Below are 12,543 nucleotides of genomic sequence, written 5' to 3' on the forward strand. Positions count from 1 at the left end.
GTCTACGTAGTCCCGCAAGCTTTCGGTGCGAACGCGAACACTGCGTCCGATGCGGACCCGTTGCAGCTCGCCAGCTTCGAGCAGGCGGCGAATGGTGCGCTCGCTGACGCACAGCAGGTCTGCGGCGCGTTTCAGGTCGAGGGCGAGTGGTGGCGTCATGGGGATCGCTCCATTCCCCCTGTGGGAGGCGGCCCGTTCATCGTGGCGATATTCCTCGACCTGCGACCACCCTTCACGACGCAGATCGGACAGTCCAAGGCGGTGCGTGAAAAATCGGCCACCAGATAGTGCACCGCGCAGCGTTCACAGAACCGCAAGGTCGTGAGCCCGGTCGTCAGATCGCGGGCGATGGCCCAAGCCTGAGTGAGATCGAGGGGTACCCCAAGCTCCCCGGATGGCGCGGCGCTCAGGATCTGCGTGACATAGAGCGCGTGCGCCCGCAGCAAGGCATTGACATCGACCCGGTGGTTAATCCCATCGCCACCGAATGCCCGGTAGATGGCCACCAACACCGACGCGCTGGCCTGAATTCGCGATGAGCGCAGGAGGCCGCTGGTCGTCGGCAACAGCCCGGCCGCCGGACTGCAGCCATGGATCTCATGGTGCAGTTCGCGCAGCAGCGCCGGGCCAACGCCACTGATCCGACTCACAATCGAGGTCCGCAACCCGCGGCGAATCAAGACGATGGCCTGCTGCATCCGTCCATGCTGGTCCAACCTGCTCACGACGCCAGCTCCTCGGCCGCGAGCAGGATCGCTTGCAGCGCGAGTCCCACGGCGGATGGTCCAGCGTTGCGGGTGCGCACATGCAGCCAACGAAGGCGAAATCGCGGCCGAAACAGCATCAATCCCGACTGCGCCAGCTCACGTAGCGCCTCAAGCGAGGCATCACACAGAACCGCCATCAATTCCTGATCGAGTCCGTAGACCAGGGCCGCCTGACCGGCGTCAGTCCGGGCCAAGGCCCGCGCGGTGAGCAGCCAAGTCAGGTTCAGCGTCACGATATCATCGCCGCATCCCGGCGGACGCCGCCCAGTCGGGCCACCCGCTTGCGAAAGCAGTTGCGCGCGTTTCATGCTCAGCACCACCACGAAAGAGTCGTCAGAAAGGGCGAAAGTACGCGTATCATTGCGAAGCCGTCAAGCAAATATTGCTCTATAACACGAGAAATTACGCTCTTTATAACGAACTCATGATCTCTGTTAATGAGGTAAAATGGTGGTAAATATATTGAAAAACAGCGAGTTAAAAGAGAATCTTCGCTGGGATGGGGCGGGTTTCCCGAAGCGTCTTGAGCGCGCGAAGGCTGGGCTTTCCACCAATGCATTCGCTTTAAAGTGTGGAATCTCGGAGAGTGTTTTCCGCAAGTACCTGGCGGGCAGCAGCGTGCCGGGGGCGGACAAGCTGGTCGACATCGCCCGGGTGGCCGAGGTATCGCTGCTCTGGCTGGCCACGGGCGAAGGCCATGCCGACGATCAGAGGGCGGGCGCCAAGACCAGCACCCCGCTCGACACGACGCTCCTGGAGACGATCATCGAGTCCGTCGAAACCGGTCTGAAAGAGATCCAGGGGGAATTGACGCCGGCCAAGAAGGCAAAGCTGATCGCGGTGATCTACGGCCTCTACCAGAGCGGCGACACGGCACGCAAGGCCCCCGTGCTGGAGCTGGTCAAATTGGCGATGTAAGTGATGGCGACGGTCGCCATGCCATCATACCGCAAGCTTTTTGCGTGAACTGTGATCGGGTTCGTGGACGCGGCCGTCTGCGTTTGGGGATACTGGCTTCCTTTGCCAGCGGATAACCCTCACACGCCGTCCATTGATCGGAGCACCGACATGAGCAGCCCGCGCGAAGACATCCTGTCGGCTATGCAGAGCATGGCGAGCGACATTCAGCCGATCATACCGCCATCCGGCGCCGCCCTCCCGCACATCACCGTCGATATTGGCGGAATCAAGGCCGGTCACCAAACGGTCTCGAATGAGGTCGGTAGGCATTCCGAGCTGATCGGTCATGAGACTGGACCCTCGCCGAAGGAACGCCGGCGCGACTACCAGCGCCGCAATATCCTACGGTTGGTTGGATTCCTCCTGCTGTTCATCGGCATCCTCCCGCTGTACCTCACCAAGCTATTCCCCAATGGCGCCAACGATCTTGCCCTGGGGATCGGGCTTGCCGCTCTGATCGCTGGGGTGATCATGACGGTGTACGAGGACGCCTGAATCGCGAGACACCCTCGCTTGAGGCGGTGGCCGATGAGGCAACTCACCGCCTCCTACCAGCGGCCATGCGCGGACGACGCAGCGTCCCTGGCGCGTCGCGGCTTGGTGACACGCGCCGTTTCAGTCAGACGCCACCAGGTCTGAGTCACATGCGCGCGTCAGCGACGCCCCCGCTTTCCCGACCGACCGCCAGTCCGCGCGCGCCGTTCGCGCGAATGATGATCACAGCGATCACCTTTCACGGCTGCGCCCACCCTGCTACATCTCTATGCTGAGCACGATGCTTCCGGTCGGGGCGTGGACCATGAGTTGACGCTCGGTCATGAGCCGGCCGACATCGCTCGGACCATCTTGAGCACGCTGCGCCCGTAGGCACGGGCGATGGCTTCGTTGTGCCAATGATGGTAACGCCCGACGCCCAGTTCCAGATCACCGGGGGCGGAGTGGATTGCGTCGACCAGGATGCCGGCGGCGATGTCCAGATTGGTGCGTGCATCCAGCAGTTGCGCCGGGTCGGCCACCTTGTCCCCATGCCAGCGCAGGTTGACCTGCATCAATCCCACGTCGATGGCCAGGGGGCGATGCCGGGCGGTCAGGCGCGCCAGCGCTTGGGCGGCCTCCGCGCGGGAACGATGGTATTGCGCTCCCGCCGGCCCGCGCAGGGTATAGGGCCAGGGCACGGAGGCGTGCGCTCCGGCGGCACGGCGCGACTCTTTTAACGCCACGCCATAGAGGAGCACGGGATCGAGTCCGTGACGGGCCGCGACCGCCGCCCAGACGGTGCCCTGCAGAAACGTCGTCGATCCGGCAGTCGACGCCAGGGTGGGCCGTGAATCCGCAGAGGGAGATTTGATCGGCGGCCGGGCGGTCGGCACGGGGGTGAGGATCGGGTGCGGTTCAAGACGCGTGGCCGGCGCCGGGGCCGCGCTAATGAGGCGGATTGACGGTTGGGCCTGAAGGGCGGTGGCACTCATGCCCAGCAGCAGGAACAGGGACGCGAACGAATGAAGGGAAATGCGCATACGTAAATCACTCGCGGTGTGAATGAATCCGGACGGGAGGCGTCCGTCAGGGCCGAGTCTATGCGAATGAACCGCCGTGCGTCGGCGGGAACGGTTCATGCCTCCCTGACCGTTCGTCAATGAAAAGGCAAGGCGAACGGATTCACCGTTGCGCGTTGCGAGACCGGCAGGTCAACGGCACGATGGCGTTGACACGCCACGCCCGGCCGTGACGGCGGGGGCGTCCAGACACCTGGATCCGTGCTGCACGAGGCGCGAGCGACCAACCGCGGCCTCCCCTTATTCGGCCTTCCTGGAGCAACGCCCTGCCATGCCCATCGAGACGACGGCCACCGACACCCTCGCGCTCCTCGCACCGACTCAGCGACAGGAACTGGCGACCGACGCCCAACCGCCGCGTCGTGCGGATCGTCCCTATCGCCATAGTCGCCCAGTCTTCGATCGCCGGGTGCGCCTTCACAGTGAATACGCGCGGCGACTGGTGAGCTTGCGCCAATTCCGCCCGACGATGACCGCGCTCTACGGCATCGATGTGATCCTGCGGCTCATCGCCACGGAAGCGGAGGCGGATCAGTTCGAGGCGACGATTGCGCAGCGCCTGACCGTGCTGAGCGAGGCGCTGATGGCGGAACGCGAGCGCCTGCAGCGCCTCCTCGAACAGCATGACCTGGTGCAGGTGCGTCCGCGCTACACCCATCCGCTCGACCTGACGGTGCAGATCGCTTCCCCGCACATCGGCGCTTACACCAGTCTGATCGTCGCGTTGGATCAGTTGATGATGGCGATCGACACCCTGTGGTTATCGGGGCTGCTCTCCAACAAGGCCCGTAGCACATCCCAAATCGAGTGGCGCAATGCGCTGGGCGGGGCCGGACAGAGCTTCATCGCGCTGCATCGCCATGCCTACGCGGAAGCAGACCGGCGCGGACAGCGCGCGGCGGTCGATCGCGCCGTGCGGGAGGTCGTGACGATCGTCGGCGAAGGGGACGCGTCCGACCCGCAGGACTGGCCCCTGGACGAGGAACCGGTCGACTGAAGGGGGCGATGGTTCTGGATCTGCCGGCAAGGAAGGTCCGCCGCGTCAGCGGCGTTTAGAGCGGGTGGAGATCCTTCATCCAGCACGATCATGGACCGCTGGAAACGGTTAAAAACGCGATCACCGTTGTCAGTTCCAGACGGTTTTTCCGCTCGCTATGATGACGCCGTTCACAGTGACATGGCTTGGTTCAACAGATCCTGATGGCATTCGGAGAGGTTTCGGTGGAAAAACACAACCCATCGCTGTTCATCCTGCAATATGCGACGCAACAGATGCATGACGGCAACTACGACGTCGCCTTGAATTTGGGATTTGACTGGGCGGAAATTCGGATCCTGGAATCGCTCTCACTTCAGGACTTTCATTGGCTGAAGACGCTGAGTGCATCGTTCATTGAATTTGAGGTCCGCATCAACCATGCGCAAACCCGGCTGGCTTTGCAGCGACTCACCGAACAACAGCACGCCCAGGCCCTCCAGGCGCAACTGTTGGTGGCCGGCGCCCCCCGCCACCTGATGAGCCATCTCTACGGCTGGATCCCGCAACAGTACCGCTGTCAACGCAAGCTCCTGCAACTCGATGACGCCTTCCCCAACGGCGGGCGCCCGGTCAATCCGACGCTGAATGAGGAGGAGGCGATCCTGAGCCACTGGGAGCGGCTGGCTGACCTGGCGCTGCCCGAACGCTATCTGCAGACGGCGCTCGCCGTCCAGGTCAGCGTGCGCCAGGTCTGCCGCGCACTCAGTTTACGCGACGAACGTGAGCATGAAGCCCTGACCGTCGCGCCCACCCTGCACGGGCGCGCGGTGACACCGACCGGCACGGCCCCGCGTCATCGATCCCGTCCCCTGGTCGCGGCCTTGGCCTGAACCGTAATCGCGGCGCCGTTTCGGCGCGCCATGCTGGATCATCGCCCCGCCGGCTCAGCCACGGGGTGGTCTTCTCTATCCCCTTCTGGAGTGTTTGAGCCGTGCAGCAGGCCATTCTGGCGTTGATCGACCGGCTCGGCGGCGGCGTGTCGTTCGTCGAATTGGGCCAGTCCATCGCGGGCTTCGCCGGTGAGCGCGATTGTCTGCTCAACGCGCACCTGATCGTCTGGCAGGGCGTGTCCGAGGCGGCGATCACCGCCCTGAACGCGCTTCAACACAGCCGCCAGATCGTCTTTCTGCCCTGCACCGCGCTGGTGTATGTTATTGATGGAAAAACGCTGCGCCTGCCGATCGCCAAGCGGCGCGACCATCCCTACCAGCGCCCCGCCTGGTATCCGGTCACCCTCTCGACACCCGCGCAACTGGTGGCACACACCTCACCGTTGCAACAGGCACGACGTACCGGGCGCGGCCTGGCCGATGCACCCCGCCCGTCCTAAGCCCCGTCAGCACCCGTGGCGGCGGACTCGGCTCGCCCTGGCGCTCAGTGGTGTGGTCCTGGCGGCCCCCGCGCAGGAGGCCCCCCGCTTCTATGAGCGCGCGGCGGAAGGTTGGTTCTGGTACCAAACCGAGCCCCCGGTCCAGCCGCCGGCTCCCGCGCCGATCGAACCCAAACCGCCACCGGTGGTGGTCCCCCAACCGCCGGCGCCACCGTCCATCGCGGCAGAGGCGCCCGCACCGCCCCCACTCTCGGCGGCCTGGCTGCGCACCCATCTGGAGCAGTATCAGCTCCAGGCGATCGACGACCCCAGTCCGACGAACGTCGCGCTTTATCTCTATCTGCAAAAGCTCGCGCTCGATAAAGCCTCACGCTTCACCGATGCCTTCCAGCGCGTCGTACAGAGCGATCCCGCACTGGATGAAACCACCCGCCATCCGATGGGAAACTATGCCAACCTCCTGAATCGCCTGGCCGGCCAACAGCGCGACCGCGTGCTCCAAGCCCTCGCCGGGCAGGTCGGGATCTGGTTCTTCTATCGCGCCGACTGCCCCTACTGCGCGGCGCAAGCCCCGGTGTTGAGCATGCTGGCGCAATCCACGGGCTTCACGATCCAGGCCATCGCCCTCGATGGCCGCCCGCTGCCCCAGGGACGGTTTCCCGACTTTCGTCCCGATGCCGGCCAGGCCGCCCGGCTGGGCGTCGTGTCGACCCCGGCGCTATTCCTGGTGCGCCCGCCCGACGGGATGGCTCCCCTCGCTCAAGGGCTGCTGTCGCGCACCGATCTCCAGCAGCGCATCGTCCTGGCCGCCCACGAGGCGGGCTGGATCGATGCGGCCACCTATGCCCGAACCAAACCCGGGGTGGCCGCGCAGCGGCTGGACGATGCTTTCGATGCCCCCCTCGACGTCCCCGAGGATCCCGCCGTTTTTCTTGACCTGCTGCGGGCGCGGGCGATCGGCACCGACCCGCTGCCACCCGACGCGGCCATCACCTTCCCGTAACCGAGGTCTCCCATGCGTTGCGCACACCGCCGGCCCGAGTGGCTGCTGGTCTCACTCCTCCTTCTGCCGCTGCTCGCCACGCCGCCGGCACACGCCAGCCTGAACGCGGAAATGGATCGCCTGTTCGGCACCCTGGTCAATGTCACGGACCCTTCCGCACACCTCGGCCAGCGCCGCGGCGTGCTCTCCGGGGGCTCGCTCGTGGCGCGCAATCGCCTCGTCGACGTGCATCCGATCACCCTCGTCCCGCCGTCGTTTCAGGCCGGCTGCGGGGGCATCGATGCCTTCGGCGGCTCGTTCTCCTTTATCAACGCCGAACAGTTCACCAACCTGTTGCGTTCGATTGCCGCCAATGCCGGCGGCTATGCCTTCCAGCTCGCGCTCTCCGTGATGGCCCCCAGCGCCGCCCAGATCATTGAGCAGTTGCAGAAGAAGGTCGCGCAGTTGAACGCCCTGGCCGCCAATTCCTGTCAGCTCGCCCAAGGGCTGGTCAACGATGCGGCCTCGGCGCTGACCGGAAAACGCGAGGGCGAAGCCAGCCTGCTGGCGGATTGGCATGACCTGGGCGATGTCTTCGAGAACCGCTCGACGGTGACCGGCAAAGGACCGCTGGAAACGCTGTATGAGCAGGCGCCCGCCGCCGCCGCGCAGCAATTCGAGGGCAATCTGGTATGGAAGGCCCTGACCGATCAGACGGCGCAGAGCTGGTACGCCCATGGCGATCAAGATCTGCTGGAGGCGCTGATGAGCCTGACCGGCAGTCTCATTGTCGGCACGGCCGCCGGCGGACTCCAGGCCAGCCCCGATGGCGGACAGAATCTGCCGACCACCGTGCTCGACGCCACCCTCACGGTTAGTGACCTGCTGAACGGCAGCGGTGACGGCGCCCTGCAAAGCGTCCTGATCTGGCGCTGCGCCTCGCTCAGTGAGTGTCGCAGCCCGACCAAGGCGGCGACCACCTTGCAGGGCATGATCCCGCGCGTGCGCAATCTGCTGATCGGCGACGTCTCCGGGGCGGGGCTGATCCGGAAATTCGTGCTGGGCGTCGAGGAACTCTCCGCCGAGGAGAAGGGTTTCATGGAGCATGCGCCCTGGGGCCTGGGCGGGGCCATTCGCACCCTCGCCCGTCAGGAACCCGGCATGGCGCTCGCCTTCGCCGAGCGCGCCGCGCCGATCATCGCGATCGAAATGGTGCAGGTTATGGTCCGCGACGCGCTCAACAGCGTGCGTCTGGTCGTCGGCCAATTGCTGCACACCCATACCACGGCACTGCTGCAACACCTGGACGCGGTGCGTCAGGACATCTGGAGCGAATACGACACCCTGGCCGCCCGCTACGGCAATCCCAACGAACTCCTGGACAGCTACCGCACCCTGCTCGCGCTCTACAAGGCACCGAGCTATCTCGATGTGATGCAGGCCCAGGAGACGCCTGGCGATGCCGAGACGAGCCATGACTGAGCGCCACGTCGTGTTTCACCGCCAGGACGCGCACTGATATGTGGACGATCTATTCCATCGGCGATCCCGTCTTTCTCCAGCAGGTGCTCAACGCGGTGGCCATGCTCTTCGCCTCCGCCAGTTTCCTGCAGTTTGTCAGCATCGGCTTTCTGCTCGGCCTCCTGATCGTCGCCTTCCAGGGGCTCCTGCAGGGCGCTCAGAGCATCCGGTTTCAAAGCATCCTGGTGTCGTTCGTGCTCTATTCGCTGCTGTTCGTGCCGACGGTGTCGGTCACCATCGAGGGCGCCTATTCGGGCTCGGCGCGCGTCGTCGATCAGGTGCCCCTCGGTCCGGCGGTGGTCGGCGCCACGGTGTCGAATCTCGGCTATGGCCTCACGCGTCTGTTCGAGCAAGCCTTCGCCACCCCGACCCTGACCGAGCATGGCTATGTCGATGCCCTGCAAGTGCTGGCGACGGTGCGCAAAACCGCGCTCTCGCGCCTGACGACCGGCGAGGCCAACAGTCCGACCCCCGGCGCTGATGTCGAGCAGTCCTGGCTCAATTATGTGGCCGACTGCGTGCTCTATGGCGTGGATCGCCAGATCAACGGGGCAACCATGGATGCCATGCTGAAGGCGACGACACTGGATGAGGCGCTGCAAACGCCGATCGTCACCGGCACGACGGAAGTGATGCTCGGCCTGACGCGCGAGACCCTGACCTGCGTGGCGGCCTATACCAAGCTCCGTGATTACACCACCGTGCAGTTCCTGCCCAAATTCAAGCAGGCGCTGGCGACCAAGCTCGGCACCGGGACGGCGGCGGTGGACGCGCGCGTGAACGGCGCACTCACCGCCCTCGCGACGAGTGCGGTCGATGCCCAGCAGTACATGACCATGGCCGCGCTCCTGCCGATGGTCGAGAAGGGGGTGGTCCAGCACTACCGCAACCTGGGCGATCAGGCGGCGGCGACCCAGACCAGCCAGGCGATCCAGCAGCGCAACAGTCAGTGGGCGACCGAGCAGAATCTGTTCGTCGCCATCATGAAGCCGATGATGGTCTATTTCGAGGGCTTCATTTTTGCCATCGGCCCCTTCATGGCCTTTGCGATCGGGCTGGGGCCGCTGGGGGTGTCGATGGTCGGGAAGTATCTCCTGTTCGGGTTGTGGATCCAGTTGTGGATGCCCATCCTGGCGATCTCCAACCTGTATCTGATCCTGGTGTCACAACGCGCGTTCGAGGCACTGGCGACCCAGAATGGCGCCGTCCTGCCCTCATTCCGCGCCTTGTACGAGAGCGATCTGCTGTTACAGACCTATCTGGGCACGGCGGGGATGCTGATCGCCTCGACCCCCGCCATCAGTCTGATGCTCATCTATGGCAGCGCCATCACCGCCACCCATCTGGCCGGGCGGCTGCAGGGCGCCGATCACATCAATGAGAAGCTCACCGCACCGGATGTGTTGCAGCCGGGGGCGGCCAGCACCACCGGCCCGCTGCTCCAGACCACTGCCTTGGGCGGCACGCACGCACCCGGTGCACAGGGGATGGTCTGGTCGTTCAAGGCCGGGCAGTCGGCGCAGGCGACGTTGAAATCCGCCGCGGTGAGTGCGGAGCAGGCGCAGGCGAGCTTCCAGTCCGCCTTCGGCCAGGCGTTTGCGCAGTCGGCGCAGGCGAACCACCAGACGGCCACGCAGTATGCGCTCACGCACACGGCGGATGCGACCTACAGCCAGGCCCATGCGGCGGTGACTGGGGCGGCGGAAGAGTTGTCGCGACGGTTCAGTGATTCCGGTCTCTCGACCAGCGACATGAGCACCCTGCTCAGTGCTGGACTGAAAGGCACCCTGGCTGGCCAAAGTTCCAAGTCTGTCGCGGAGGACCTGGCGGGAGACATCAAAACAACGCACGGGTCTTCCTCTGGCCTGGCGGGCAATCTGGCCGGGCAGATCAGTCAGAAGCATGGCGTTTCTGACACTCAGGCCACTGAGATCGGCCTGGCGATCGCCCACCGAGCGGCGACCGAGCAGAGCTTGAGAAGCAACTTCAACGAAGGACTGGCACGTGGCTTTGCGGAACAGCGGGGTGACCAGTACACGACGGGGCTGAACCAGAACGACACCACCCAGTTGACCCGCAGCGCCCAGAATGTCCTGAGCACCTCACGGTCCTATGAACAGGCGGCAACCTTTGCACGTTCGGTCGGCACCGACACCAGTTATAACGCCATCGAAACGTCCGGCATGCTGCGCGCCAACCCGGCGATGATGGCACGCCTGGAGCACGCGATCGATCGTTTTGGCCTAGCCGGCGATGTGGCGCAACAAGCCGACACCCTCCTGGCGGGTGGCGTGGTAGGCGATCCCGCGCAGGCGCGGGCGATTGCTGGCATGGGCCTGCTGATGGGTGTCTATGGCGGGTCGCGGGCCGACACGATGACCCTGGGAGAACAGCAGCAGGCGGAAACGTCGGCGATGGAGGTCTATTCGGGCCTGCTTGGCGTCAAGATTCCCGAGGGGATCGATCCCCAGGTCAATGCATCCCTGGTCACCCAGGCACCATCATTTGGCAAGGTTCGCGCTGACGTGGGCGCGGCGGGCTTGCACGATACCCGCCCGGCCGTCAGCGCCGGCCTGGGGGCCATGCGGGTCAATGCCGATGGCACGATCACACACGTGGACAACGGGCAAGCCTCCGTGGCGTCATTCAATGCCGGGGCCAGGCAGGCAGTGGTCGATCAAGGCGTCATCCAGGCGAATCAGCTGCGCGCCGAGCAGCAGGCGCACCTCTCGGATGACCTCACGTACCGCGCGCAGTTGCCGACCCCGGCCGCCAGGATCGCACAGGAACAGGTCGGCGGTCTGATGATGAAACTGGGTGAGTCCGGTGCACTGGTCCACGCCGGCCTCGGCGGCGTCGTGGACGACACCACCTCAGCCGCCGCTGCCGCTTACGCCTACGGCCAGACTTTGTTGGCCGGGGACGGTTGGGAAGCCGCCCAACAGGCCGGACGGGAGGCCGCCGGCAGTGAACAGGGCTGGACCGCCGCCCGCCAGGCCATGATCGACACCCGGCTGGATCAGGTCGCGGGGCATGGACTCACCGCGACGCAGACCGATTTGTACCGGGCGGCCTCGGAGACGAGTCTGTTCGCCTTCGCCCCCAGCGATGCACAGCAAGCCGCCCGCGCCGCCGTGATCGCGGAAGCACCGTCCGAAGCCACCGGCGACAACCTCGCGACACTGATCGAGCGATCTGTGGTCTCGCGCGATGATTCCGACCTGCGGCTGATCGGCGCGTACAACCGGACGGCGCATCAGGACGACTCCAACGGTCCCCCCGTCACCGTTGGACGGCTGGGAGACCGCGTGCTTCCCGATCCCACGGCGACCATCCCTGCACCGGCTCCGTCCACGGACGACGACGTAAAAAAAAACGGTAGCATCAGTCCCCGTCTCCAGAACGGCGCCGCGCCGTTGATCCATCGGAGCGTCACCGGCGGCCCTCTGGGGCGCGTCCTGGACCTGATTTCGGCCCCGGAAGCGCACGGCAATTACAATGCCTGGTACGGGCACGCGAATCAGAAACAGGTCGATCTCTCGGTCATGACGCTCAACGAGGTGAAGGCGTTTCAACAGCAGTTGTTGGCACAGGGGAATGGGGGCTCGGCCATTGGGCGCTATCAGATCATTCCCGACACCCTCGATGACTTGACCCAGCGCCTGGCGCTCACCGGCAACGAACGCTGGACACCGGAATTGCAGGATCGCCTGGCGTTGACGCTGGCCCGCGATGCCGGGATCAACGGCTGGATCGACGGCCGGATTGACGACGGGGCATTCGCCTACAATCTGTCGAAAATCTGGGCCGGTTTGCCGAAAGACGCCTCGAATCTCAGCTACCATGACGGCGTCGGCCAGAATGCCGCGCGGATCGACTATGGGATCGTGGTCGGCACCCTGGCAGCAATCCGCAGTGAGGCGTCCGTACCGGCTGCATCGACATCAGCCGCCCGCGCCGCTGGGGCGGCGTCCTAGCAGGCAGAGGCGGAGGCCGGACGGCTGTCGTCGCTGCCGCACGCGGAGTCGTATCGGCAGTGGAGAAGGGCTTGAATTGAGAACGGCTGGGGATAGATTGACCGGCAAAGATCATCAGGTCGCTACTCTGACGCCAGTATCCAACTCCGTGCGGTACGCAACGATGTCGAAGGGCGGTCGACCACAGAATGAGGTGCCCTCGATTTTTCTCTTCCAAGGGACTGGCCTCATGCCATCTGATTCTCCGCCTGCTGGGCTTCCCGCCAGTCTTTCAAAAACTGCACCGGGGAGGTGTCACCGCCAGTCGTTAGGACGACAACCATGTCTTTACAACATCCACGCCTCCCCCTGCCGACAGTGACTCAGGTGATCGCCTGCATGCTGTCCCTATTCGTTGCCGGTCCTTTGGGA

Annotated in this window: 11 protein-coding genes and 1 pseudogene; 8 read left to right on the forward strand and 4 right to left on the reverse strand. The window is 64.8% G+C overall.

The window, feature by feature from the left end; translation table 11 throughout:
• Positions 1–9 precede the first annotated feature (9 nt).
• The 3 genes and pseudogenes from QZY07_RS27305 to QZY07_RS05215 all read right to left on the reverse strand — a co-directional run.
• A pseudogene (locus QZY07_RS27305) lies at positions 10–159 on the reverse strand (helix-turn-helix domain-containing protein); the annotation flags it as partial.
• Positions 156–725, reverse strand: coding sequence for a FlhC family transcriptional regulator (locus QZY07_RS05210; RefSeq protein WP_295400369.1), 570 nt, complete (start codon positions 723–725; stop codon positions 156–158). The gene QZY07_RS05210 and the pseudogene QZY07_RS27305, both read right to left, overlap by 4 nt.
• Positions 722–1,075, reverse strand: coding sequence for a flagellar transcriptional regulator FlhD (locus QZY07_RS05215; RefSeq protein ID WP_295400371.1), 354 nt, complete (start codon positions 1,073–1,075; stop codon positions 722–724). The genes QZY07_RS05210 and QZY07_RS05215 overlap by 4 nt, the downstream gene beginning before the upstream one ends.
• A gap of 154 nt (positions 1,076–1,229) precedes the next feature.
• On the opposite strand from QZY07_RS05215, the gene QZY07_RS05220 reads away from it, so the two are divergent.
• Together QZY07_RS05220 and QZY07_RS05225 are read left to right on the forward strand one after the other, a co-directional pair.
• The gene (locus QZY07_RS05220) at positions 1,230–1,685 is read left to right on the forward strand and encodes a helix-turn-helix transcriptional regulator (RefSeq protein WP_295400373.1); all 456 of its coding nucleotides are present in this window, start codon (positions 1,230–1,232) and stop codon (positions 1,683–1,685) included.
• A 150-nt stretch (positions 1,686–1,835) separates the two neighbouring features.
• Entirely contained in the window at positions 1,836–2,222 is a 387-nt protein-coding gene (locus QZY07_RS05225) for a hypothetical protein (RefSeq protein ID WP_295400375.1), read from the forward strand.
• Between the two features lie 320 nt (positions 2,223–2,542).
• Here the strand turns inward: QZY07_RS05225 and QZY07_RS05230 are convergent, their stop codons facing one another.
• Complete coding sequence (locus QZY07_RS05230; protein WP_295400377.1) at positions 2,543–3,244, reverse strand: transglycosylase SLT domain-containing protein; 702 nt, start codon at positions 3,242–3,244, stop codon at positions 2,543–2,545.
• A 310-nt stretch (positions 3,245–3,554) separates the two neighbouring features.
• Here QZY07_RS05230 and QZY07_RS05235 point away from each other — a divergent pair, with 310 nt between their 5' ends.
• The 6 genes from QZY07_RS05235 (at position 3,555) to QZY07_RS05260 (ending at position 12,132) form a co-directional block, all read left to right on the forward strand.
• On the forward strand, positions 3,555–4,280 hold the full coding sequence (locus QZY07_RS05235; protein WP_295400379.1) for a DUF1845 domain-containing protein: 726 nt from the start codon (positions 3,555–3,557) through the stop codon (positions 4,278–4,280).
• A 224-nt stretch (positions 4,281–4,504) separates the two neighbouring features.
• On the forward strand, positions 4,505–5,152 hold the full coding sequence (locus QZY07_RS05240; protein WP_295400380.1) for an STY4526/YPO1902 family pathogenicity island replication protein: 648 nt from the start codon (positions 4,505–4,507) through the stop codon (positions 5,150–5,152).
• 101 nt (positions 5,153–5,253) lie between these two features.
• Positions 5,254–5,652 carry a hypothetical protein gene (locus QZY07_RS05245; protein ID WP_295400382.1) on the forward strand — a complete coding sequence of 133 codons (399 nt, stop codon included), beginning with the start codon at positions 5,254–5,256 and terminating at the stop codon, positions 5,650–5,652.
• Positions 5,633–6,655 (forward strand): conjugal transfer protein TraF, encoded by a 1,023-nt coding sequence (locus tag QZY07_RS05250; RefSeq protein ID WP_295400384.1) that lies wholly within the window; start codon positions 5,633–5,635, stop codon positions 6,653–6,655. Before QZY07_RS05245 ends, QZY07_RS05250 begins: the two co-directional genes overlap by 20 nt.
• Positions 6,656–6,667: 12 nt before the next feature.
• Positions 6,668–8,116, forward strand: a complete 1,449-nt coding sequence (locus QZY07_RS05255) for a conjugal transfer protein TraH (protein WP_295400386.1) — start codon at positions 6,668–6,670, stop codon at positions 8,114–8,116.
• 38 nt (positions 8,117–8,154) lie between these two features.
• Complete coding sequence (locus QZY07_RS05260; RefSeq protein WP_295400387.1) at positions 8,155–12,132, forward strand: conjugal transfer protein TraG N-terminal domain-containing protein; 3,978 nt, start codon at positions 8,155–8,157, stop codon at positions 12,130–12,132.
• Positions 12,133–12,543 lie beyond the last annotated feature (411 nt).

It is taken from the genome of uncultured Thiocystis sp. (genome assembly GCF_903866365.1).
Classification (GTDB): Bacteria; Pseudomonadota; Gammaproteobacteria; order Chromatiales; family Chromatiaceae; genus Chromatium.